The following is a 22,689-nucleotide window of genomic DNA, read 5'->3' on the forward strand; positions in this document are numbered from 1 at the left end:
TCAGCCCTTCAGGCGATCGAGTTCGTCGACGTTGATCGTGTTCAGGTTGCGGAACAGCAGCACCAGAATCGCCAGCCCGATCGCGGCTTCGGCGGCCGCGACGGTCAGGATGAAGAACACGAAGACCTGCCCGGCGGCATCGCCGGACCAGCTCGAAAAGGCCACGAAGTTCATGTTGACGGCCAGCAGCACCAGCTCGATGGACATCAACAAGATGATCAGGTTGCGGCGGTTCAGGAAGATGCCGAAGATGCCGATGGCGAACAGGATCGCCCCCAGTATCAGGTAATGGGCCAGCGTCAACGTCACTTCTGTTCTCCTTGGGCCGGAACGGCGGCGGCGGTGCGGGCCTGGGCGCGCTCGCTCTGCGCCGGCATGCTCACCAGGCGGAAGCGGTCCTTCGCGCGCACGCGCACGGCTTCCGACGGATTGTTGTACTTGACGTCGCGGCGGCGGCGCAGCGTCAGCGCGATCGCCGACACCATCCCCACCAGCAGCAGCACGGCACCGACTTCCACGGCGTAGACGTACTGCGTGTACATGGCCGTACCGAGCACGCGGGCGTTGTTGTAATCGCCCGCCACCGCGGCCGGGGGACCCGCATTGAACCAGGTCGAACCCAGCACGAAGGAGATCTCCAGCACCAGGATCAAGCCGATCACCAGGCCCAGCGGCAGGTAGGTGCGCAAGCCGTGCCGCAGCGCCGTCATGCGGATGTCCAGCATCATCACGACGAACAGGAACAGCACCATCACGGCGCCGACGTACACCAGGACCAGCAGCAGGCCGAGGAATTCCGCGCCCAGCAGGATCCACAGCATGGACGCGTTGAAGAAGGCCAGGATCAGGTGCAGCACCGCGGTCACGGGACTGCGCGCCGTGATCACGCGGAACGCCGCCACCACGAGCACGATGGACAGCAGGTAGAAAAGAAAGGTGGTGAAAGTCATGGAGTCGTACCCGGCATCAACGGTAGGGCGCGTCTTCGGCGCGTCGTTGGGCGATTTCCGCCTCGTAGCGGTCGCCCACCGCCAGCAGCATGTCCTTCGTGAAGTACAGGTCGCCGCGCTTTTCGCCGTGGTATTCCAGGACGTGCGTTTCGACGATCGAATCCACCGGACAGCTTTCTTCGCAGAAGCCGCAGAAGATGCACTTGGTCAGGTCGATGTCGTAGCGCGTCGTGCGGCGGCTGCCGTCGTCGCGCACGTCCGACTCGATCGTGATGGCCAGCGCCGGGCACACCGCTTCGCACAGCTTGCAGGCGATGCAGCGCTCTTCCCCGTTGGGGTAGCGGCGCAGCGCGTGCAGGCCGCGGAACCGCGGCGACGCCGGGGTTTTTTCGTGGGGGTAGCGCAAGGTGACCTTGCGCTTGAAGAAATACTTGCCCGTCAGGCGCATGCCCTTGAGCAGTTCGGACAGCAAGAGGCTGCCGAAGAAATCCTTGATCGCTTCCATATCCTGCCTTTTGCCTATCGCTAGCGCCAAATGTTCCAGGGCGTCTGCATCCAGATCGCCACGACGAGCAGCCACACGCCGGTCAGCGGAATGAAGATCTTCCAGCCCAGGCGCATGATCTGGTCATAGCGGTAACGCGGGAACGACGCGCGGAACCAGACGAACAGCGAGACTACGACGAACGTTTTCAGGCCCAGCCAGATCCAGCCGGGTATCCAGGTCAGCGGCGCCACGTCGATGGGCGACGTCCAGCCGCCCAGGAACATGATCGAAGCCAGGGCCGACAACAGGATCATGTTGGCGTACTCGCCCAGGAAGAACAGCGCGAAGGCCATGCCCGAATACTCGACCATGTGGCCCGCGACGATTTCCGATTCGCCTTCCACCACGTCGAACGGCGCGCGGTTGGTTTCCGCCACGGCCGACACCACGTAGATGACGAACAGCGGCAGCAGCGGCAGCCAGTTCCAGGACAGGAAGGTCAGGCCGTGGTCCGCGAACCAGCCACGCGTCTGGCCCAGCACGATTTCGCTCATGTTCAGGCTGCCGGACACCAGCAGCACCGTGACCAGGACGAAGCCGATGGCCAGCTCATACGACACCATCTGCGCCGACGCCCGCAGCGCCCCCAGGAAGGCGTACTTGGAGTTGGACGCCCAGCCTGCCACGATGACGCCGTACACGCCCACCGACGTGATGGCCATGATGTACAGCAGGCCGGCGTTGACGTTGGCCAGCACCACCTGCGGTCCGAAGGGCACCACCGCCCAGGCGGCGAGCGCGGGCATCAGCGTGACCACCGGCGCCAGGATGAACAGGATGCGGTTGGCCTCCGTCGGCACCACCACTTCCTTGGTGAGCAGCTTGAACACGTCCGCGAAGGGTTGCAGCAGGCCGCGGTAGCCCACGCGATTGGGGCCCCTGCGCACGTGCATGAAGCCGATCATCTTGCGTTCCCAGTACGTCAGGTAGGCCACGCACAGGATGATGGGGACCGCGATGACGACCACCTTGACCAGCGTCCAGATCACCAGCCAGGGAGTTGCGCCCAGCAGCGCCTGGCCCTGGCTTTCCAAAGTGTTGAGCCATTCCATCAGGCACGCTCCACGCTGATTTCACCGAATGCGCCACCCAGGGCGGCGGTTTGTTCGAAGCCGGCGGACACCCGCACGGCACGGTCGGCCACCGTTTCGTCCTGCACCGTTTCCAGCTCGACGATTCCGGTGGCGCTGCGCACGCGCACCTTGATGCCGGCGGTCAGCCCCAGGCTGGCCAGGGTCTGGCCGTTCATGCGCGCCGAAGGCGAACGCGAAGCGGGCGCGGCCTGCAGCGAGTGCGCGCGGCGCACGATCGCATCGGTACGGTAGATGGGCACGTCGGCGACGCGCTCCAGCCCGCCCAGCGTCGCGCCCACGCCCGGCGCGGCATTGACGCGGTTGGACAGGCGCCCTTCCACGCCGCCGGCCAGCACGCTGTCGCGCACCGATTCGGACGTTTCGTCTTCGAAGCCGGCGAGTTGCAGCACGTTGCCCAGCACGCGCAGCACCTTCCACCCGGGACGGGTCTGGCCGAACGGCACGACAGTACCCTTGAAGCTCTGCGCGGTGCCCTGCGCGTTGACGAAGGTGCCCGAGGTTTCGGTGAACGGCGCGACGGGCAGCATCACGTTGGCCCATTCCTGGGCGGCGGCGCGATACGGCGTCAGCGCGACGGCGAATTGCGCGTCGCGCAGCGCGGCCACGGCTTGCGGACCGTTGTCGGCGTCCAGCAGCGGCTCGGCGTGCAGCACGATATAGGCCTTGAGGGGATCCGCCAGCATGGCGGCGGCATTCTTCCCGCCCTTGCCCGGCACGGCGCCGGCCAAGTAGCCGCCCACCGTGTTGCCGCCAGCGGTCAGGAAGCCCAGGCGCGCGCCGAGCATGCCGGCGATGGCCTGCGCGTTGGCGGCGATCGTCGCGGCCTGCGGCGACGCCACGGCCATATTGCCCAGCAGGACCGCGGTCTGGCTGCCCGACGCCAGGCTGGCCGCGATGACCTTGGCCTGTTCGCCGGCCACCACGCCGCCGAATTCAGCGGGGACGTCCACGCCCTTGGCCTGGGCCAGCGCGACGGCGACTTCGGCCAGCGCGCGCGCCAGCGCCGACGGCGCGACGGTCAGCCGGCCGGTGACGGGCATCAGCGGATCGTCCGCCAGGCTGTCGACCAGCAGGACCTGCGCGCCGCGCTTGGCGGCCTGGCGCAGGCGTTGCGCCATCAGGGGATGATCCTTGCGCAGCACCGAACCGACGACCAGCACGCGGTCCAGCGTGTCGAGGTCGGACACCTGCATGCCCAGCCAGGGCGTGCCTTCCAGCGCGGCACCCAGCGCCGCATCGGTCTGACGCAGGCGGAAATCGATGTTTTCGGAACCCAGCGCGCGGACCAGGCGGCCCAGCAGCGCGTATTCCTCGGTGGTGGCGTATTCCGCCGCCAGCGCGCCGATCTGGCCGCCGCCGAAGTTGTCGCGCACGCGGGACAGGCCCTGCGCCACGGCTTGCAGCGCGTCGGCCCAGGAGGCGGCGCGCCATTCGCCGTCGGCGCCCTTGATCATGGGCGTTTCCAGGCGATCGTCGGCGTTCAGGCCTTCATACGAGAAGCGATCGCGATCGCTCAGCCAGCATTCGTTCAGCGCCTCGTTTTCGAAAGGCACTACGCGCATGACCTCGTCGCCCTTGACCTGCACCACCAGGTTGGCGCCCAGGCTGTCGTGCGGGCTGACCGAACGGCGGCGCGCCAGTTCCCAGGTACGGGCGCTGTAGCGGAACGGCCGCGACGTCAGCGCGCCCACCGGGCACAGGTCGATCATGTTGCCGGACAGCTCGGATTCCACCGAACGGCCGACGAAGGACGTGATCTCGGAGTGCTCGCCCCGGTTGATCATGCCCAGCTCCATCACGCCGGCGATTTCCTGGCCGAAGCGCACGCAGCGGGTGCAATGGATGCAGCGGCTCATTTCCTCGGCCGACACCAGCGGGCCCAGGTCCTTGTGGAAGACCACGCGCTTTTCTTCGTGATAGCGCGAAGCCGATCCGCCGTAGCCCACCGCCAGGTCCTGCAGCTGGCATTCGCCGCCCTGGTCGCAGATGGGGCAATCCAGCGGGTGGTTGATCAACAGGAATTCCATGACCGACTTCTGCGCGGCCTTGGCTTTTTCCGAGTTGGTGAAGACCACCATGCCGTTGGTCACGGGCGTGGCGCAGGCCGGCAGCGCCTTGGGCGCTTTCTCGACCTCGACCAGGCACATGCGGCAGTTGGCGGCGATGGAGAGTTTCTTGTGGTAGCAGAAATGCGGCACGTACTGCCCGAGCTTCTGGGCCGCATGCATCACCATGCTGCCCTCGGGCACTTCTACCTTGTTGCCGTCGACGGTTAGTTCAACCATTCTTTTTTCCTGACCTACAGATAGTGCGGGACCACGCACTTTTTGTGCTCGACGTGGTACGCGAATTCGTCGTGGAAATGCTTCAGGAAGCCGCGCACGGGCATCGCGGCCGCGTCGCCCAGCGCACAGATCGTGCGACCCATGATGTTGCCCGCCACACTGTCGAGCAGATCCAGGTCTTCCGGACGGCCTTCGCCATGCTCGATGCGGTTCACCATGCGATACAGCCAGCCCGTGCCTTCACGGCACGGCGTGCACTGGCCGCAGCTTTCCTCGAAGTAGAAATAGGACAGGCGCAGCAGCGACTTCACCATGCAGCGCGTTTCGTCCATGACGATCACGGCGCCCGAACCCAGCATGGAGCCGGCCTTGGCGATGGCGTCGTAGTCCATGGTGGTGTCCATCATGATGCTGGCGGGCAGCACCGGGGCGCTGGAGCCGCCGGGAATCACGGCCTTGAGCTTGCGGCCGCCGCGCATGCCGCCGGCCAGTTCCAGCAGCTTGGAGAACGGCGTGCCCATGGGGATCTCGTAATTGCCGGGACGCTCGACGTCGCCGGTGATCGAGAAGATCTTGGTGCCGCCGTTGTTCGGCTTGCCGATTTCCAGGTACTGCTGGCCGCTGTTGCGGATGATCCAGGGCACCGCCGCGAAGGTTTCGGTGTTGTTGATCGTCGTCGGCTTGCCGTACAGGCCGAAGCTGGCCGGGAACGGCGGCTTGAAGCGCGGCTGGCCCTTCTTGCCTTCCAGCGATTCCAGCAAGGCGGTTTCTTCGCCGCAGATGTAGGCGCCGTAGCCGTGGAAGGCATGCAGTTGGAAGTTGAATTCCGATCCAAGGATCTTGTCGCCCAGGAAGCCGGCGGCGCGCGCTTCTTCCAGGGCTTCCTCGAAGCGTTCGTACACTTCGAAGATTTCACCGTGGATATAGTTGTAGCCCACCGAGATGCCCATGGCGTAGGCCGCGATGGCCATGCCTTCGATCACGATATGCGGATTGAAGCGCAGGATGTCGCGATCCTTGAACGTGCCGGGCTCGCCCTCGTCCGAATTGCACACCAGGTACTTCTGGCCCGGGAACGTGCGCGGCATGAAGCTCCACTTCAGCCCAGTCGGAAAACCGGCGCCGCCGCGGCCGCGCAAGCCCGAAGCCTTGACCTCGGCGATGACTTCTTCCGGCTTCATGCCGGTCGTCAGGATCTTGCGCAGGGCCTCGTAGCCGCCGCGCTTGACGTATTCTTCCAGGCGCCAGTTCGCGCCATCCAGGTCGGCCAGGATCTGCGGCTGGAGATGGCGGCCATGCAGGCACATCGACTGCGACAGGTCGCGCAAGGGATCGGGGTCCAGCCCCTGGGCGAAATTGCGATAAAGGTCCGGCGCGTTCATGCCGTTTCTCCTTGCGCGCGCAGGCCGTCGATCAGCTCGTCCATCCGCGCTTCGGTCATGCGTACACACATGTGCTTGTTGTTCACCAGCAGCACCGGCGAGTCACCGCAGGCGCCCATGCATTCGCCTTCCACCAGGGTGAACATGCCGTCGGCGGTGGTGCCGCGGTAGTCGACACCGAGCTTGCGCTTCAGGTAGTCGCCCGCCTTGTCACCGTCGCGCAGCGCGCACGGCAGGTTGGTACAGACCGAGATCTTGTGCTTGCCGGTCCGCGCCACGTTGAACATGTTGTAGAAGGTGGCCACTTCCTGCACCGCGATGGGCGGCACCCCCAGATAGACGGCGACGTCTTCGATGATCTCGGTCGACAGCCAGCCTTTTTCGTCCTGCGCGATGGCGAGCGCGGCCATGATGGCCGACTGCTTCTGGTCGGCCGGGAACTTCGTGAGCTCCCGGTCGATTTTCTGGTAAGCCTGTTCGGAAAGCAGCATAGTTTGAATCCGGAATATGCAAGAGGCCCGTTCGGGTCTTCTTCAAGGTCGTGCGGCGTTCCCTAGCGGTCGATTTCGCCGAACACGATGTCCTGCGTGCCGATGACGGTCACGGCGTCGGCGATCATGTGTCCGCGGGTCATTTCGTCCAGCGACTGCAGATGGGCGAACCCGGGGGCGCGGATCTTCAGGCGGTACGGCTTGTTGGCGCCGTCGGATACCAGATAGATGCCGAATTCGCCCTTTGGATGTTCGACGGCCGCATAGGCTTCGCCGGGCGGCACATGGAAACCTTCGGTGAAGAGCTTGAAATGGTGGATCAGCTCTTCCATGTTGGTCTTCATGGCGGCACGCTTGGGCGGCGCGACCTTGTGGTTGTCGATCATCACCGGGCCGGGGTTGTTGCGCAGCCATTCCACGCATTGGCGGATGATGCGGTTGCTCTGCCGCATTTCGGCCACGCGGACCAGGTAGCGGTCGTAGCAGTCGCCGTTCACGCCGACCGGCACGTCGAAATCGAGCAGGTCGTAGACTTCGTAGGGCTGCGTCTTGCGCAGGTCCCAGGCGATGCCGGAACCGCGCAGCATCGGGCCGGTGAAACCCAGGGCCTTGGCGCGCTCGGGGGTCACCACGCCGATGCCGACCAGGCGCTGCTTCCAGATACGGTTGTCCGTCAGCAGCGTTTCGTATTCGTCGACGCAGGCCGGGAAGCGGTTGGTGAAGTCTTCGATGAAGTCCAGCAGCGAGCCCGAGCGCGCGTCGTTCATGGCGCGCACTTCGCGATCGCCGCGATACTTGCTGGATTCGCCGTAGTGCGGCATGGCGTCCGGCAGGTCGCGATAGACGCCGCCCGGACGGTAATAGGCGGCGTGCATGCGGGCGCCGGATACCGCTTCGTAGCAGTCCATCAGGTCTTCCCGCTCGCGGAACGCGTACAGGAAGACGGCCATCGCGCCGACGTCCAGCGCATGCGAACCCAGCGACATCAGGTGGTTCAGGATCCGCGTGATTTCATCGAACATGACGCGGATGTACTGCGCGCGCAGCGGCGCCTCGATGCCCAGCAGCTTTTCGATGGCCATGACGTAGGCGTGCTCGTTGCACATCATGGACACGTAGTCCAGGCGGTCCATGTAGGGCAGCGCCTGGATGAAGGTCTTGTGCTCCGCCAGCTTTTCGGTGGCGCGATGCAGCAGGCCGATGTGCGGATCGGCACGCTGGATGACTTCGCCGTCCAGTTCGAGCACCAGGCGCAGCACGCCGTGCGCGGCCGGGTGCTGGGGACCGAAGTTCAGGGTGTAGTTCTTGATTTCTGCCATGATCAGCGACCGGCTCCGTAAGTATCTTCGCGCACGACGCGCGGCGTGATTTCACGCGGATCGATAGTGACCGGCTGATAGATGACGCGGCGCTGCTCGGGGTCGTAGCGCATTTCCACATTGCCCGAGAGCGGGAAATCCTTGCGGAACGGATGGCCGATGAAACCGTAATCGGTCAGGATGCGGCGCAGGTCGGGATGGCCTTCGAACACGATGCCGTACAGGTCGAAGGCTTCGCGTTCGTACCAGCCCACCGCGGGCCAGCATTCGATCAGCGAGGCGACCATGGGGAAATCGTCGTCCGGCGCCCAGGTGCGCACGCGCAGGCGCCAGTTGTGGGCGATCGACAGCAGGTGGATCGCCACCGCGAAACGGCCGCGCTGGCTACGCGTGCCGCCGCGCTCATCGGCCGCCGGGCGCGTACCGTTGCCCCAGGTCAGGTAGTCGACGCCACAGAGGTCGATACAGGTTTCGAATTGCAGGCCGGCGTCGGTACGCAGGCGGTTGCACACCGACTCCCACTGGGCGGCCGGGACTTCCAGCGTCAGTTCGCCCAGCGCCTCGGTCAGCGCGATCGTTTCACCGAACGCGGCGTGCAGATTGGTTTTCAGGGTTTCGAGCCTGGTCATCATCTTCAACGATTAGGTAAGCCGTGGCACGCAATGCAGGCAGACGCCTGATCAACGCGCGATGGTGTTGGTCAGGCGAATCTTGTTCTGCATTTGCAGCAGACCGTAGACCAGCGCTTCGGCGGTGGGCGGACAGCCCGGGACGTAGACGTCCACCGGAACGATGCGATCGCAACCGCGCACTACGGAGTACGAATAATGGTAGTACCCGCCCCCGTTGGCGCAGGACCCCATGGACACGACCCAGCGCGGCTCCGGCATCTGGTCGTACACCTTGCGCAGCGCCGGCGCCATCTTGTTGCACAGCGTGCCGGCGACGATCATCAGATCGGACTGGCGGGGACTGGGGCGGAAGATGATGCCGAACTGGTCCAGGTCGTAGCGCGCGGCGCCGGCATGCATCATTTCCACGGCGCAACAGGCCAGACCGAAGGTCATGGGCCACATCGAACCGGTCTTGGCCCAGTTGATGAACTTGTCGGCGCTCGTGGTGATGAAGCCTTGCTTGTGTATGCCTTCTTCAATAGCCATTTTGATCTCTGGTGGCGTGGATGGGAGATGAGCAGGTAGGCATCATTCCCAATCGAGCGCGCCTTTCTTCCATTCGTAGATGAAACCCACCGTCAGGACCGCGAGGAAAATCATGACGGTCCAGAAGCCGACCAGACCGACAGTCCCGTGCGCGATGGCCCACGGAAACAGGAACGCGATCTCCAGGTCGAACAGGATGAAAAGGATGGCGACGAGGTAATAGCGCACGTCGAACTTCATGCGCGCGTCTTCGAAAGCCTCGAATCCGCATTCGTAGGGAGAGAGTTTCTCCGCGTAGGGACGCCGCGGCCCGAGCAACGAACCCGCTGTGATCAGCGCAAAACCGATCAACGTCGCCACAACGATGAATAGCAGAACGGGGAAATACTGTTGCAGGTTCATTTGGGGCGCGTCCGTGAAATGCTCAAACCTTAGGATTGTAGCATTTGCGCCGTTACTTCCCGCTGAACTCTGTAGCCGTAGGAGAGGAATAAAGGGGCGCGGAACGGAGCCGTGCGGCAAGGCTCGGCGGAGGAAACAAGCCTGAGAAAACAGACTGTCGCCGAGCCGCTAACGATAGCAAAAAACAAAACAGAAAACAAAACGACAAAGAAAGCGGCAAACAAAAAAGCCACCCCAAAGGGTGGCTTTCAAAGGCCATGCCGGAATGAACCGCCATGGCCATATGCTCACGCCGCCCGGGAAGAATCCCGGTCAGACGAAACGCATCCGGTACGGAGCGACCGATCGCTCCGTACCGTGTATTGCTTAGAAGCGGTGGCGGATACCGACGCCGACCAGCGTGCTCTTCAGGCCGTCCACGAAACCGTAGTTGTTCGTGTAGGAACCCAGAGCGTACAGGTTGGTGCGCTTCGACAGATCGTACGTCACGCCCAGCGAGTAGACGTTCATGTTGCTGTCTTCGCCAGCGAACGTGCCGCTGGTGTACAGGCTGCTGTCCTTGACGTTGGCACGCTGCCACGAACCGAAGACGCTGGTAGCGCCGCCGATCGGGGCCGACAGGCCGACCATCCACTGCTGCGACTTGAAGTCGTCGCTGTAGGAGTTGGTGGGCAGGACGCTGCCACCCAGGTTGGGCGAACCGCTGGTGAACAGACCGGTCAGGTTGGTAGCCTGGATCCAGCCACCCTTGGTTTGACCGTAAGCGGCCGAGACCTTGACCACTTCGAAGTCATACGCACCACCCAGCAACCAGGCGCGGATGCGATCGCCGCCAGGGCCGCCAGCGGCGGAGTCGGCGACGGCCGAGTTGCGGTTCACTTGGTCATACGCGGCGGCCAGGTTCAGCGGGCCGTTCACGTAACGCAGACCGGTCGTGATGGCGCGTTGGTTGTTGTTGGTGTTGAAACCGGTTTGAGCGGTGTTCGTATCGTCGATGTTGAACGAGTAGCCAGCACCAACCTGGAAGCCGCCGAACACGGGCGATTGATACAGGACCATGTTGTCGTAGCGCGTCGTGTTGGACGAGCTGAACACGGTACCGATGTTGGCCAGACCGAAGCCTTCAGCGAACGGATCGATCGAACCGAAGAACTTGGAAGCGATGTTGGTCTGACGGCCGAAGTCCAGTTGACCCCAGCTGTTGCTGGCCAGACCGATCGTGGCTTGACGACCGAACAGGCGGCCGCCTTGGGCGGAGTTGCCGTCGCCGGAGTTGAAGCCGGATTCGATCGTGAACACAGCACGCAGACCGTCACCCAGATCTTCCGAACCACGCAGACCCCAGCGGGAACCGTTTTGCACGCCATTCAGCATGCCAAACTTCGACTGCTTGTCGATACCGTCGACGCCGCGAATGTTCTGGTAGCCGATACCGGTGTCCAGAATCCCGTACAGGGTCACGGACGTTTCTGCCTGGGCAACACCGGCGAAACCGGCGAGCAGGGCGGCAGCGAGCAGAGTCTTTTTCATTTAAGAAATCTCCGTTGATTTGAGTGACAAGAGCAGCAATCCAGCACACCAGCCTGCCGCCCCCCTAACTCCGCGAAGGGAAGTTGACGCTATTGCATCAAAAATCCGGGGGACTGGCTATGGTCGTGCCGCAAAACCACGGCTTTGGGCTTGGGCTCTGTTGGGTCTGTACAACATAACGGCAGGCTGCCCCAGACTTGCGTCCCCGTTTGCCGGGCCGGGCGGCACGAATGGCAAGACGCCATGAGACCGCAATGGCACGGTGGGAATGGCCCCGAAAGGCGGGAACCAGGGCGGCCGCGCCGTCACGCCGCGGCCGGCGGCTCAGAACTTCCGCCTTCCCCGGGGATCAGCGGCCGGCGGCATAGGCCTGCATCAGCCGCGGGGTGGCGGCGGCGTGCATGATGCCGTCCGCGTCCAGCGCGGCGGCCGTCAGGCGGCCGACGGACCAGGCGGGCACCTCCTCGATCACGTGGCCGCGGTCGCGCAAGGCGTCGATGGTTTCCCTGCCGAAGGAGGCTTCCACCGCCAGATGGCCGGGCTTGCGGTCGCGCGGATAGAAGGAGCTGGGGAAGTGCATGGTGTGCGACATGGGCTGGTCGACCGCTTCCTGCAGGTTGAGCCTGTGGTGGACATGGCGCAGGAAGAGCAGCAGCTGCCATTGCTCCTGCTGGTCGCCGCCGGGCGTGCCGAACACCATATACGGACGGCCATCCCGCAGCGCCAGGGAGGGCGTCAAGGTGGTGCGCGGCCGCTTGCGCGGCGCCAGGGTGCCGGGCAGCCCGGGCTCCAGCCAGAACATCTGCGCGCGCGTGGTCAGGCCGAAACCCAGCTCGGGAATGACCGGCGACGACTGGAACCAGCCGCCGGACGGCGTGGCCGAGACCATATTGCCCCAGCGGTCGATGACGTCCACATGGGTCGTGTCGCCCCGCTTGACCGTGGCGGAGGCGCGCATGTCAGCCATGGTGGGCTCGTTGGTCGGGGCGCCGGCCTGCGTGACGCGGGACAGGCGGTTCAGGACTTCCATCATGCGCGCATGCTGGGCTTCGTAGCCGGGCAACACGCCGGGACGCAGCTCATGTGACGCGCGTTCGCCGATCAGCGCGCGGCGCGGCGCGTTGTAGGCCTCGGACAGCAGGTCCGCCAGGGGCACGTCGACGAAGGCCGGATCGCCGTAGTAGATCTCGCGGTCAGCGAAGGCGAGCTTCATCGCTTCCGTCAGGCAATGGACGAATTCCGGGCTGGACGGGCCCATGGCGTCCAGGCCCGCTCCTTTCAGCAGGGCCAGGGTCTGCAGGAATACCGGCCCCTGGCTCCAGGCGCCCGCCTTGGCGACGGTGTAGTCCTGGTAATCGTAGGTCAGCGGCGATTCGTAGGTCGCCGACCACCCGGCCAGGTCGTCGGCGGTCAGGACGCCGGCGTGGGGGGCGCCGCTTTCGTCCATGCAGGGCTGGCGGACGAAACGGTCGATGGCGTCGGCGACGAAGCCGCGGTAGAACGCGTCCCGGGCCGCTTCGATCTGCCGCTGGCGGTCGGCGCCGGCGGCTTCGGCCTCGCGCAGGACACGCTCCCAGGTTTGCGCCAGCCGCGGATTGCGGAAAAGCTTGCGGGCGGCGGGCACGGCGCCGTTGGGCAGGTAGATTTCGGCGGTGCTGGGCCAGTGCTGCTCGAACCAGGCTTTCAGCCCGGCGATGGTGTTCGAAATCCGGGGCATCAGCGCGTGGCCGTTGGCCGCGTAGTAGATGGCCGGTTCCAGCACGTCCCGCAGGCGCATGCTGCCGTGGTCGCGCAGCAGCAGCATCCAGGCGTCGAAGGAACCTGGCACGACGGCGGGCAGCAGGCCGTTGCCGGGTATCAGGTCCAGCCCTTCCGCCCGGAAGCGTTCCAGGGTGGCGGCGGCCGGCGTGGTGCCCTGGCCGCACAGCACCTCTACCCCGCCCCGGGCAGCGGAATGGAAAACGATGGGGACTTCGCCGGCCGGGCCGACCAGATGGGGCTCGACGACCTGCAGCACGAACGCGGTGGCGACACAGGCGTCGAACGCGTTGCCGCCGCGCTCCAGCATGGCCATGCCGGCGGCGGTGGCAAGGTAGTGCGTCGAGGTGACGACGCCGAAGGTGCCGAGGATTTCCGGCCGGGTGGTGAACATCATGTCGGTCTCCCGGCCGCCCCGCGCGTCACCGCGGCGCGGCCGTACACGTTACAGGGGCGGCGATCGCCGTGGCGATCACCGACGGGGTGGAAACGGCGCTGCCGGAGCGCAGCGCCGCCGGATCACTTCGCGGCCATGGTCACGCCCTTCAGGCGGATCAGGCCATCCGGATAGGGCACGAAACCCTGGATCTTCTTCTGCACGCCGAAGGTCCAGGGCAGGTAGAACAGGTAGACGATGGGATCCTCGGCATGCATGATGTCCATCACCTTGCCGTACAGCGCCTTGCGCTTGGCCTCGTCGGGCTCGGCGCGGGCCTCGTTCAGCAGCTTGTCCGCCTCGGGGCTGCTGAACTTGCCGTCGTTCAGGCTGCCCTTGGTGTGCATGTACTGATAGATATTGCCGCTGGGATCGACACGGCCCGACCAGCCGCTCTGCCCTGCTTCGAAGTCGCCGCGGGCCAGCGCGGATTGCAAGGCGGCGAATTCGACCGGACGCAGGGAGATGTCGAAGCCGGCCTCGGCGCCCATGGCCTGGATCAGCTCGTAGACCTGCTGCATCGTGGTGTTGTTGCCGAAGGTGATCTCCAGCTTGACGCGATCGAAGCCGGCTTCCTTCAACAGGGCCTTGGCCTTCTTGGGATCGCGGCCGCTGCGCTCCAGGCGCTTGTCATAGGCGAAGCTGGCCGGCGGGAAAGGCTGGTAGGCGGGCTGGAACATGCCCTCGCCCACCACCTGGTTGATGGCGTCGCGATCGATGGCCAGGTCCAGAGCCTGCCGCACGCGCTTGTCCTTGGCGAAGGGGGTATTGGCGCGGGCGCCGTTGGCCAGGTTGAAGGAGAACGATTGGTAACCCAGGCCGGTGACCGGCGCCAGGCGCAGGTTGGGGTCGTCCTTGACCGCCTTGGCGTCCGAGGGCGCCACGCGCTCGATGATGTTCAGGTCCCCGGCACGCAGGTTGTTCACGCGCACGGTGGTGTCGGGAATGGGGGTGAAGACGACGCGGTCGAAGTGATAGTCGGCGGCATCCCAATATTGCGGAAACTTCTCCAGCACGATGCGATCGTTCTGCACCCGTTCCTTGAACTTGTAGGGACCGGAACAGACCGGCTTGCTGCCGGGATCCTTGTCGAAGGACGCGGGCGAGATCATCATCCCGGCGCGATCCGACAGCTGCGACAGCAGGGAAGCGTCGGGCTCGGTCAGGTGCAGGACGACGGTTTCGGCGTCCGGAGCATCGACGCTGGCCAGCGTGACGAGTTCGCTCTTGCGATTGCTGTCCGGCAGCGTGCGGGCGCGGTCCAGATTGGCCTTGACGGACGCGGCGTCGATGGGCGCGCCATCGTGATAGACGGCGCCCTTGCGCAGTTTCATCGTCAAGGTCTTGCCGTCGGCGCTGGTGGACCAGGACGTGGCCAGTTGCGGAACGATCTTCAGGTCGGGCGTGATGTCGACCAGCTTGTCGCACAGCGAAGCGAAAACGATACGGCCGACGAAGGTGCGGGCGCGCGCCGGGTCGAGGACGTCGGGATCGTCCTGCAGGCCGATACGCAGGGTGGATTGCGCCATCGCGGCGCTGCTGGCGAGCAGACCGGCCAGCGTCATGGCCAGGCAGAGTTTACGCATGAGACTTCTCCAGATCGCGATCCAGCCGCGCGCCGCGCGCGGCGTCCGGGCCGCCGACAGATCAAAGCCGGCATTGTATCCAAGCTTGATATATCAAGGCCGAAGCTTCAACGCTTTATTTGCGCGCCGCAGGCGGCCGTCGGCGCGGGGCGCCATCCGGTTGCCCACGCTCCGTGCGCGGACCGTCCGAGAAGCTGAACACGCCTTTGGCGACCAGTTCGGCGCACTCGGCCTTGACGATTTCGGTGAACAGGGCGATGCCCGGATTGGCGCCGCCGTCCCGGCGCACCGCCAGCATGAGCAGGCGGTTGAGCTGCACGCCGCTGACTTCCGACAGCGCCACGGTGCGCGCCTCGCGCTGGCGGCTGTACACGGACACCGGCATGACCGTGGCCCAGCGGCCCTGCATGACGAGTTCGCTGATGGACTCCACCGAATCGATCTCCGCATGGACGTTCAGGCGCCCGCCGACGACGCCCAGTTGGCGTTCGACCAGGTTGCGATGGAAGCGGGTCATCAGCAGCGGGATGTCCGCCAGCTCGGCGACCGTGACCGTGGAAGGATAGCGGCGCGGCGCGGCGGTGATCAGCGCGAAAGGCTCGCTATAGAGATGATGCAGGGCGAAATCGCGCGAGCCGTCCGGGTTGGTCAGGAAGGCGACGTCGACCAGGCCGCGCTCCAGCCAGTCCGACAGTATCGGCGTGAAGGACTCCCGCAACGCGATGCGAAAGCCTCCGAGGGCGCTGTCGCAGCGTTCGAACAACCCCGGCAGCAATACCCGGCCCAGGGTCGGCGAGGCACCCACCGTGATGGTGGACTGGCCCATCTGGGCGCGGGCGGTCAGTTGCGTCTTGACCTGCTCGGCCTCGGCCAGGATGCGGCGCGCCGCCTCGCACAGGGCGGCGCCCTCCTGCGTGAGCAGGGCGCCACGGGCGCTACGCCGCAGAAGCGCCACGCCCAGCTCGCTTTCCAGTTCCCGCACGTGGCGGCTGAGCGCGGGCTGGGCGATGCGGACCAGGGCCGCCGCGGCGGTGAAACTGCCCGTGTCGGCGATGGCGACGAAATAGCGCAAGGCTTTCAGGTTCATGCGGGTGTTCGCGGGTGGTCTCGAAAGGGGGCACACGGGCGGGCGCGCCGCCTCGGTAGCGGCCAGGGCAGCGCGCGGCGGCGGACGGAATCCGCTCCCTCAGTCTAGAACAGTTTGTTATAGCCGGACAGGAAAACGGCATTGGCCGCCCAAGGAAGGCCTACATATACTTCAAGTCCCCAGTTCAAAGTGATATGGCAGGACCTTGTTCCTGTACTTTCGATGCCTCAAGAAACCAGCGCCGCCGCGACCGCCACCCGGGTGCCAGCCGCCCAACTCCAGGACTTCATCGCCCGCACCCTCGCCGCCGTGGGCATGCCCGAAGCCGACGCCCGCGTGGTGGGCGGCATCATGGCCGAAGCGGATGCGCGCGGCGCGGATGCCCACGGGATCTTCCGCCTGCCGCCGTACATCAAGCGCATCCGGGCGGGCGGCATGAATATGCGCCCCGACATCCGCGTCGTTAAGGAGCGCGCCGGCTCGGCGCTGCTGGACGGCGACAACGGCATCGGCCACCTGATCATGAAGAAAGCCGCCGACCTGGCGGTGCAGAAGGCGCGCAACACCGGCGTCGCCTGGGTGGGCGCCCGCATGAGCAATCACGCCGGCCCCGCCGGGATCTATGCCCGCATGCCGCTGGAGCATGGAATGGTCGGCATCTATATGGCCGTGGGCAGCGCCAACCATATGCCGCCCTGGGGCGGCACGGAGATGCTGCTTTCCACCAACCCCATCGCCATCGCGGTGCCCGGCCATACCCGCCCGCCCATCGTGCTGGACATGGCCACGACCAATGCGGCATATGGCAAGGTCAAGGCCAAGGCGCAGCGGGGCGAGATGATGCCCGAAGGCTGGATGGTGGGACGCGACGGCAAGCCGCTGCTCGATCCCAAGCGTTCCAACGAAGGGTTCCTGCTGCCGATCGGCGGCGCCAAGGGCTACGGCCTGGCCATGATGTTCGGCCTGCTGGCCGGCACGCTGAACGGCGCGGCCTTCGGCAAGGACGTCGTCGATTTCAACCAGGACTACGCTTCGACCACCAATACGGGCCACACCGTGATCGCGCTGGACGTGGAAGCATTCATGCCGCTGCGCGAATTCGAGGAACAGGTCGACGACATCTGGGCCCAGATGAAATCGTCGCCGATGCTGCCCGGCTGGGACGAGATCCGCCTGCCGGGCGAACAATCGCACCGGACCTACGAAGAGCGCATGGCCAACGGCGTGCCCATACACGCCGAACTGCGCGCGGCGCTGGACGCGCTGGCGCAGAGCGTGAACGTGGCGCCGCTGGGCGCATGAACAACGGTCCGGGCCACGCAGGCCCGGACCGGACCGCCCCCAGGGGGGGTACGATGAAGCGCGAATGGAGACGTGGGCCGCGACGCCGAAAGACATCTGATTCAGGCGGTTGACTCAAGCAGGAGGTGACGCATGCAGTTCGCTCGCATCAGCCTTGCCGGCGTATTGGCCGCCGCCGCGATGTTCTGCGCGGCGATCGCGCTGCCTGCGGCGGCGGAAACCAACGCGGGCCAGATCAGGCCGCGCGCAGACAAACCCTTCGTCGCCACGCCTGTCGCCACCTTTGACGAACCCTGGGCGATCGCCTTCCTGCCCGACGGGCGGATGCTGATCACGGAGAAGCCCGGCCGGATGTTCCTGGTCGACGCTCGCGGGCGCAAGACCGCCCTGTCGGGCGTGCCCAAGGTGGCGTACGGTGGCCAGAACGGCCTGCTGGACGTCGTGCCGGCGCCGGATTACGCGGCCAGCCGCGCCATCTATTTCACCTATCTCGAACCGGGGCCCGGCGGCAGCGGCCTGGCCCTGGCGCGCGCCGTGCTGGACGAAAGCGGCGGGGCGGCGGCGCTGCGGAATCTGTCGGTGATCTGGCGCCAGACGCCCAAGGGCTCGGGCGGACAACCCGGGGGCATCATCGCCTTCGCGCCGGACGGCAAGCATCTTTTCCTGACGTCGGGCGACCGCATGCGGCCCGATACCGCGCAAGACCCCGAACTGGCCCTGGGCAAAGTGTTGCGGCTGAACCTGGACGGCAGCACGCCGCCCGACAATCCCTGGGCATCGTCGGGCGGCGTGCGCGCGCAGACATGGACGACCGGCCATCGCAATCCCTACGGGCTGGCCTTCGCGCCGGACGGTCGGCTGTGGATGAACGAGATGGGCCCGATGGGAGGCGACGAGCTGAACCTGATCGTCGCCGGCCGCAACTACGGCTGGCCCATCGTCTCCAACGGCGACAACTACAACGGCACGCCGATTCCCCGCCATGCGACCCGGCCGGAATTCGAACCGCCGGTGATCTATTGGACGCCCGTCATCGCCCCGGCCGGGCTGGCGTTCTACGAAGGACCGATGTTTCCCGAATGGCGCGGGTCGGCGTTCATCGGCGGCCTGCGGGCGCGCGCGCTGGCGCGCATCGTGTTCGACGGCAAGGGCGGCGCGCGCGAAGCGGATCTGTGGGATATGGGCCAACGCATACGCGACGTCGCCGTGGCGCCGGACGGCGCGCTCTGGGTGATCGAGGACGGCCCGGAAGGCCGCCTGCTGCGCCTGGTTCCGAAACGGCAAGCGGCGGGATAAGCCAGCCAATAAGTCACGCGAAAAGCCTAGCGACAAGTCAAGGGGCAATCCACGCGATGCACACGCAAAGGAGAAATCGATGAAGAGAAAGTCTCTACATGCCTCGCCCTGCGCGATCGCCAGGACACTGGACTGCATCGGTGACTGGTGGACATTGCTTATCCTGCGCGACGCCTTCAAGGGCATCGGACGGTTCAACGCCATCCAGAAAAGCCTGGGAATACCGCGCAACATCCTGACCGCGCGGCTGCGCATGCTGGTGGACCGCGGCATCCTGGCGGTCGGACCGGCAACGGATGGCAGCGTCTACCAGGAATATGTCATGACCGAACGCGGGCAGGATCTGGTGCCCGTGCTGCTGGCCCTGCGAGATTGGGGCGAGCGACACGCCTGTGCGCGGGACGACGCGACGGCGATGGATGCGGTGACGTGAACCGGCGCGGTCCCACCGCGCACGCATCCCCAGGTATGGCGCTTGCGCGCCGGCTCGGTTTTTGACTCTGGCGCCGGCATTGCGGCGCCCGCCTCCCCGGTATGCGCATGAGCGAACTCTTCAAGGCAGGCCTGGTCTGCGCCTTTTTTTCCCTGTTCATCAATAGCGCCGCCGTCGCGCAGACCGCCGTCCCGGCAGCGTCGCACGATGCGCAGACCGTCAAAGCTGTGAACGCGGCGGCCGCTCGGCAAGGCATTACGCCGGACGATGCCCGGCGCACCATCGATATCCTGCGCGACGACGTGCGGCGTTCCGAGCTGATCAAGGTGCTGAACACCATAGCCGTCGCCGCCCCGACCGTATCGGGATCGGCGCCCGCGCCGGGCGCCGGCGGCACGACGGCGGCACCCGCGGCTTCCTCGGCGACCTCGGCATCTCCGGCCTCCAGGACACCCGATGCGGCGGCCGCCCCCGCGGGCAGCCCGCCGCCGACCGAGGAGAAGGCCGACACCATCGTGCCGCTGCAAAGCGACGGACTGACGGCACGCATGCTGCGCAGCCTGGATACCTGGATGGACGGCTTCGCCACGCAGATGAGCGAGGCCGCGGACGCCCTGAAGGAAGTCCCCCTGCTGATTGCGAATTCGCGTGCCTTGACCACCGACGCCGGCCAGCGGCTGCTGGGCTTGCTCGCGATGGCCCTGCTCGCGGCCTTCGCGGTGGGGCTGCTGCTGGAATGGGGATTGCACTGGGCCCTGCGCCGCCCCCGGAAGGCCTTGCAGCAACATGCTGACCGGTTCGCCGAACGGCACACCGAACGGTACACCGAACGGTTAGCCCATCGGCTCGCGATGCGCGACGCCGCCGCGGCACGCGCACGCCCCCCACAAGAGCAAAGGGCAGACACGGCACTGGCGGACACGCCGCCCGATGCGGCCCAGGCCGGGCTGGCGCCGCCATCCGACGACGTGGCCATCATCCAGACGCATCGCGACGGCGTGGACCATGTGGAAACCGTGCGGGTGGGCAAGCAGAACGCCGCCGGCGCCACCCCGCCCGCCGCCACGCACGGCGACGCAACCCCGCCGACGGCCCAGGAACCGCGCGACACCTCGTGGGAACAGCAATCCCACCATCACTGGCGCACCCTGAGCAACCTGCCTTATGCCATCGGCGCCTTGATACTGGAAATCCTGCCGATTGCGCTGTTCTTCATCGGCGCCAGCCTGACCCTGCGCTACATGACCGTGGACCATCTACGGGTGCGCGAAGCGATCACCGGATTCATCCAGGCCTACGTGGCGCTGCGCCTGACCATGGCGGTGGTACGGCTGCTGGTATCGCCGGCCGGACAGGGATTGCGGCTGCTGAACGTGAGCCCCGCAACGGCCCACCTGCTGTTGATCTCGGTGCGCTGGATCGCCGGCCTGGCGCTGTTCGGCGTGGCCATCGCGGACACCATCCCTCTGCTGGGCACCACGCCGGCACTGCGCATGGCGTTTCTCAAGGCGGTGTCGCTGATCGTCCACCTGAGCGCCGTCGTCTTGATCCTGAAACTGCGCCGTCCGATAAGGGACGCCTTGCGTGCGGATCCGCATGCCACCGGTCCGCTGGCGGTCGCGCGCAACTGGCTGGCCGACGCCTGGGCGGTCATCGCCATCGTGGTGGTCATGGGCGTCTGGGTGATCTGGGCCATGGGCGTGCAGGACGGCTTTCCCAAGCTGATCCATTTCATCCTGATGTCGGCCGTGGTGCTGGTGGCCGCGCGCCTGCTGGCCATCCTGATCCTGGGCAGCCTGGGCCGACTTTTCTCAGCCGGCGGCCAAGGCGACCGCGGCGGCGACGGCACGCAAAACGGCGGCGTCACGCGCCTGACGGAACGCTACTATCCGTGGACGCGGGGCCTGGTGTCGGTAGTCCTGATCCTGTGCACGATCGTCGCCCTGTTCGAGGCCTGGGGACTGGACGCGCTGAGCTGGTTCGCCAGCGGAACGCTGGGACGCAGCCTGGCGTCGGCGGCGTCGACCATCGTGGTCGCCATCATCATCGCCATCCTGATCTGGGAGGCCGCGCAGTACGCGGTGGAACGCCGCCTGGCCCGCTGGACGCAGCGCGGCGACGCCGTGCGCGCCGCGCGGCTGCGCACCCTGCTGCCCATGCTGCGCACGGCGCTGTTCGTCGTCGTGGCCTTGGTCGTGGGGCTGACCGCGTTGAACCAGATCGGCATCAACACGACGCCGCTGCTGGCGGGCGCCAGCATCATCGGCGTGGCGGTGGGTTTCGGCTCGCAAAAGCTGGTGCAGGATTTCATCACCGGCATATTCCTGCTGATGGAAAACGCCATGCGCGTGGGCGACTGGGTCACCGTCGCGGGCGTGTCGGGCAGCGTCGAATACCTGTCGATACGCACGGTGCGCCTGCGCGGCGGCGACGGAGCCCTGTATATCGTGCCCTTCAGCTCGGTATCGACCGTCAGCAATACCAACCGCGGCATCGGCAACGCCGCGGTGCGCATCAGCGTCGCCTACGACACCGATATCGATACGGTGGTGAACGAACTGAAACAGATCGGCGCTTCGCTGCGCGAGGACGCCAATTTCAAGGACCAGATCCTGAACGACATCGAGGTCTGGGGCGTGGACTCGGTGGATGGCTCGATGGTGACCCTGGCCGGGCAGATGCGCTGCACCGACAAGGGCCGCTGGGGTGTGCAGCGGGAAATCAACCGGCGCATCCTGGAGCGCTTCCGGGAATTGGGCATCGAGATCGCCAACCCGCGCGCCAGCCTGCTGCTGCCCGCCGATGCCTCGCCCCTGGCCGCGCCGACCGGCGCGCAAGCCCAACCCGCGCAAGAGGCGCCCGGCAGGGCGACGGCGCCGGCCAGGCCGGCAGGCTGAAGACCTGATGTCGGGCCAGCGCGGACCCGCTTATTCCGGCATCGCCCGCGCGGCGGCGCGATCGCCAGGGTCGTCGCTGGCCGCCAGGCCGGCCGCGACGCCGGCGCGGTCTTCCGGAACCCGGTTCTGGCTCATCTTGCGCTTGGCGTCGATACGGGTAATAGGCAGGCGCACGCCGACGATCCCTCGCAGCATGGCGGCGATGTAATCCGCCGGCGCATCCGACACCGCCCAGGGCGTTTCACGATTTGATTCGTGATGTTCCGTCAGGCCGGAAACCACACGCAGCAGGCGCTCCGCGTCGTCGAAGAATTCCACCGGGCCGTACGCGTGCACGGCGATGTAGTTCCAGGTGGGCACGACCTTGCCGTCGCGCTGCTTGCTGGCATACCACGAGGGGGTGACGTAGGCGTCCGGCCCCATGAAGATGGCCAATGCTTCGCCGGCCACGGGCGTGCGCCAGTGCGGATTGGCGCGTGCCACATGGCCGTACAGCACACCCTGCTCGCCTTCGCCCGCCGCCAGCAGCATGGGCAGCGGCGTCGCCATCAGGCCGTCCGGGCCGCCCGTCACCAGTTGGACCAGACGCGCTTCCTGCATGACGCGATGGATGGCGGGCAGGTCTTCTTCGCGAAAGGCGGGCGGTACATACATGGCGGTCTCCCGTGGAATGCGCCATTATGCATCCGCCCGCCCTGGCGCCACGCATGACGGCGCCTCAGGACAAGCGCTTG

General features: G+C 66.0%; 20 protein-coding genes. 4 read left to right on the top strand and 16 right to left on the bottom strand.

Features of this window, described 5'->3' with window-relative positions; translation table 11 throughout:
- From nuoK to CAL12_RS19730, 15 genes are all read right to left on the bottom strand, one after another.
- A complete protein-coding gene (nuoK, locus tag CAL12_RS19660) occupies nt 1-309 on the bottom strand; it encodes an NADH-quinone oxidoreductase subunit NuoK (RefSeq protein WP_066353466.1) in 309 nt (102 codons plus the stop codon).
- Entirely contained in the window at nt 306-950 is a 645-nt protein-coding gene (locus CAL12_RS19665) for an NADH-quinone oxidoreductase subunit J (RefSeq protein ID WP_086066166.1), read from the bottom strand. Before CAL12_RS19665 ends, nuoK begins: the two co-directional genes overlap by 4 nt.
- 16 nt (nt 951-966) lie before the next feature.
- Complete coding sequence (gene nuoI, locus CAL12_RS19670; protein ID WP_086066167.1) at nt 967-1,455, bottom strand: NADH-quinone oxidoreductase subunit NuoI; 489 nt, start codon at nt 1,453-1,455, stop codon at nt 967-969.
- Nucleotides 1,456-1,475: 20 nt separating this feature from the next.
- Nucleotides 1,476-2,549 carry an NADH-quinone oxidoreductase subunit NuoH gene (gene nuoH, locus CAL12_RS19675; protein ID WP_086066168.1) on the bottom strand — a complete coding sequence of 358 codons (1,074 nt, stop codon included), beginning with the start codon at nt 2,547-2,549 and terminating at the stop codon, nt 1,476-1,478.
- Nucleotides 2,549-4,876: an NADH-quinone oxidoreductase subunit NuoG gene (gene nuoG, locus CAL12_RS19680; RefSeq protein ID WP_086066169.1), complete on the bottom strand. Its 2,328-nt coding sequence runs from the start codon at nt 4,874-4,876 to the stop codon at nt 2,549-2,551. The genes nuoH and nuoG overlap by 1 nt, the downstream gene beginning before the upstream one ends.
- A 14-nt stretch (nt 4,877-4,890) precedes the next feature.
- Nucleotides 4,891-6,258 carry an NADH-quinone oxidoreductase subunit NuoF gene (nuoF, locus tag CAL12_RS19685; RefSeq protein WP_086066170.1) on the bottom strand — a complete coding sequence of 456 codons (1,368 nt, stop codon included), beginning with the start codon at nt 6,256-6,258 and terminating at the stop codon, nt 4,891-4,893.
- Nucleotides 6,255-6,749 (bottom strand): NADH-quinone oxidoreductase subunit NuoE, encoded by a 495-nt coding sequence (gene nuoE / locus CAL12_RS19690; RefSeq protein WP_086066171.1) that lies wholly within the window; start codon nt 6,747-6,749, stop codon nt 6,255-6,257. Before nuoE ends, nuoF begins: the two co-directional genes overlap by 4 nt.
- 62 nt (nt 6,750-6,811) lie before the next feature.
- Nucleotides 6,812-8,068: an NADH-quinone oxidoreductase subunit D gene (locus CAL12_RS19695; protein ID WP_086066172.1), complete on the bottom strand. Its 1,257-nt coding sequence runs from the start codon at nt 8,066-8,068 to the stop codon at nt 6,812-6,814.
- Nucleotides 8,069-8,070: 2 nt separating this feature from the next.
- Complete coding sequence (locus tag CAL12_RS19700; RefSeq protein WP_086067998.1) at nt 8,071-8,700, bottom strand: NADH-quinone oxidoreductase subunit C; 630 nt, start codon at nt 8,698-8,700, stop codon at nt 8,071-8,073.
- A gap of 48 nt (nt 8,701-8,748) precedes the next feature.
- Entirely contained in the window at nt 8,749-9,228 is a 480-nt protein-coding gene (locus tag CAL12_RS19705) for a NuoB/complex I 20 kDa subunit family protein (RefSeq protein WP_066353485.1), read from the bottom strand.
- A gap of 42 nt (nt 9,229-9,270) precedes the next feature.
- Complete coding sequence (locus tag CAL12_RS19710) at nt 9,271-9,630, bottom strand: NADH-quinone oxidoreductase subunit A (protein ID WP_086066173.1); 360 nt, start codon at nt 9,628-9,630, stop codon at nt 9,271-9,273.
- A gap of 366 nt (nt 9,631-9,996) precedes the next feature.
- Nucleotides 9,997-11,160, bottom strand: a complete 1,164-nt coding sequence (locus tag CAL12_RS19715; protein ID WP_086066174.1) for a porin — start codon at nt 11,158-11,160, stop codon at nt 9,997-9,999.
- A 349-nt stretch (nt 11,161-11,509) separates the two neighbouring features.
- The gene (locus CAL12_RS19720; protein ID WP_086067999.1) at nt 11,510-13,312 is read right to left on the bottom strand and encodes a gamma-glutamyltransferase family protein; all 1,803 of its coding nucleotides are present in this window, start codon (nt 13,310-13,312) and stop codon (nt 11,510-11,512) included.
- Between the two features lie 125 nt (nt 13,313-13,437).
- Complete coding sequence (locus CAL12_RS19725) at nt 13,438-14,940, bottom strand: ABC transporter substrate-binding protein (RefSeq protein ID WP_086066175.1); 1,503 nt, start codon at nt 14,938-14,940, stop codon at nt 13,438-13,440.
- 115 nt (nt 14,941-15,055) lie between these two features.
- The gene (locus tag CAL12_RS19730; RefSeq protein WP_086066176.1) at nt 15,056-16,027 is read right to left on the bottom strand and encodes a LysR family transcriptional regulator; all 972 of its coding nucleotides are present in this window, start codon (nt 16,025-16,027) and stop codon (nt 15,056-15,058) included.
- A 222-nt stretch (nt 16,028-16,249) separates the two neighbouring features.
- Between CAL12_RS19730 and CAL12_RS19735 the strand changes: the two genes are divergently transcribed.
- The 4 genes from CAL12_RS19735 (at nt 16,250) to CAL12_RS19750 (ending at nt 21,955) form a co-directional block, all read left to right on the top strand.
- Nucleotides 16,250-17,329, top strand: coding sequence for an Ldh family oxidoreductase (locus CAL12_RS19735; protein WP_086066177.1), 1,080 nt, complete (start codon nt 16,250-16,252; stop codon nt 17,327-17,329).
- Nucleotides 17,330-17,461: 132 nt separating this feature from the next.
- A complete protein-coding gene (locus CAL12_RS19740; protein WP_086066178.1) occupies nt 17,462-18,625 on the top strand; it encodes a PQQ-dependent sugar dehydrogenase in 1,164 nt (387 codons plus the stop codon).
- 79 nt (nt 18,626-18,704) lie between these two features.
- On the top strand, nt 18,705-19,058 hold the full coding sequence (locus tag CAL12_RS19745) for a winged helix-turn-helix transcriptional regulator (RefSeq protein ID WP_086066179.1): 354 nt from the start codon (nt 18,705-18,707) through the stop codon (nt 19,056-19,058).
- A 107-nt stretch (nt 19,059-19,165) separates the two neighbouring features.
- On the top strand, nt 19,166-21,955 hold the full coding sequence (locus CAL12_RS19750) for a mechanosensitive ion channel domain-containing protein (RefSeq protein WP_086068000.1): 2,790 nt from the start codon (nt 19,166-19,168) through the stop codon (nt 21,953-21,955).
- 30 nt (nt 21,956-21,985) lie between these two features.
- Here CAL12_RS19750 and CAL12_RS19755 read toward each other — a convergent pair whose 3' ends face one another.
- Nucleotides 21,986-22,609 carry an FMN-binding negative transcriptional regulator gene (locus CAL12_RS19755; RefSeq protein ID WP_086066180.1) on the bottom strand — a complete coding sequence of 208 codons (624 nt, stop codon included), beginning with the start codon at nt 22,607-22,609 and terminating at the stop codon, nt 21,986-21,988.
- Nucleotides 22,610-22,689: the final 80 nt, after the last annotated feature.

It is taken from the genome of Bordetella genomosp. 8 (assembly GCF_002119685.1).
Taxonomy (GTDB): domain Bacteria; phylum Pseudomonadota; class Gammaproteobacteria; order Burkholderiales; family Burkholderiaceae_B; genus Bordetella_C.

What these genes read in the sequence shown, in the direction of transcription:
- CAL12_RS19750 (WP_086068000.1), top strand. Translation starts at nt 19,166, where the DNA reads ATGAGCGAACTCTTCAAGGCAGGCCTGGTCTGCGCCTTTTTTTCCCTG.
- CAL12_RS19705 (WP_066353485.1), bottom strand. Translation starts at nt 9,228, where the DNA reads ATGGCTATTGAAGAAGGCATACACAAGCAAGGCTTCATCACCACGAGC.
- CAL12_RS19710 (WP_086066173.1), bottom strand. Translation starts at nt 9,630, where the DNA reads ATGAACCTGCAACAGTATTTCCCCGTTCTGCTATTCATCGTTGTGGCG.
- CAL12_RS19715 (WP_086066174.1), bottom strand. Translation starts at nt 11,160, where the DNA reads ATGAAAAAGACTCTGCTCGCTGCCGCCCTGCTCGCCGGTTTCGCCGGT.
- CAL12_RS19735 (WP_086066177.1), top strand. Translation starts at nt 16,250, where the DNA reads ATGCCTCAAGAAACCAGCGCCGCCGCGACCGCCACCCGGGTGCCAGCC.
- CAL12_RS19730 (WP_086066176.1), bottom strand. Translation starts at nt 16,027, where the DNA reads ATGAACCTGAAAGCCTTGCGCTATTTCGTCGCCATCGCCGACACGGGC.
- nuoE (WP_086066171.1), bottom strand. Translation starts at nt 6,749, where the DNA reads ATGCTGCTTTCCGAACAGGCTTACCAGAAAATCGACCGGGAGCTCACG.
- nuoH (WP_086066168.1), bottom strand. Translation starts at nt 2,549, where the DNA reads ATGGAATGGCTCAACACTTTGGAAAGCCAGGGCCAGGCGCTGCTGGGC.
- nuoG (WP_086066169.1), bottom strand. Translation starts at nt 4,876, where the DNA reads ATGGTTGAACTAACCGTCGACGGCAACAAGGTAGAAGTGCCCGAGGGC.
- CAL12_RS19700 (WP_086067998.1), bottom strand. Translation starts at nt 8,700, where the DNA reads ATGATGACCAGGCTCGAAACCCTGAAAACCAATCTGCACGCCGCGTTC.
- nuoI (WP_086066167.1), bottom strand. Translation starts at nt 1,455, where the DNA reads ATGGAAGCGATCAAGGATTTCTTCGGCAGCCTCTTGCTGTCCGAACTG.
- CAL12_RS19755 (WP_086066180.1), bottom strand. Translation starts at nt 22,609, where the DNA reads ATGTATGTACCGCCCGCCTTTCGCGAAGAAGACCTGCCCGCCATCCAT.
- CAL12_RS19740 (WP_086066178.1), top strand. Translation starts at nt 17,462, where the DNA reads ATGCAGTTCGCTCGCATCAGCCTTGCCGGCGTATTGGCCGCCGCCGCG.
- CAL12_RS19725 (WP_086066175.1), bottom strand. Translation starts at nt 14,940, where the DNA reads ATGCGTAAACTCTGCCTGGCCATGACGCTGGCCGGTCTGCTCGCCAGC.
- CAL12_RS19745 (WP_086066179.1), top strand. Translation starts at nt 18,705, where the DNA reads ATGAAGAGAAAGTCTCTACATGCCTCGCCCTGCGCGATCGCCAGGACA.
- CAL12_RS19695 (WP_086066172.1), bottom strand. Translation starts at nt 8,068, where the DNA reads ATGGCAGAAATCAAGAACTACACCCTGAACTTCGGTCCCCAGCACCCG.
- CAL12_RS19720 (WP_086067999.1), bottom strand. Translation starts at nt 13,312, where the DNA reads ATGTTCACCACCCGGCCGGAAATCCTCGGCACCTTCGGCGTCGTCACC.
- CAL12_RS19665 (WP_086066166.1), bottom strand. Translation starts at nt 950, where the DNA reads ATGACTTTCACCACCTTTCTTTTCTACCTGCTGTCCATCGTGCTCGTG.
- nuoF (WP_086066170.1), bottom strand. Translation starts at nt 6,258, where the DNA reads ATGAACGCGCCGGACCTTTATCGCAATTTCGCCCAGGGGCTGGACCCC.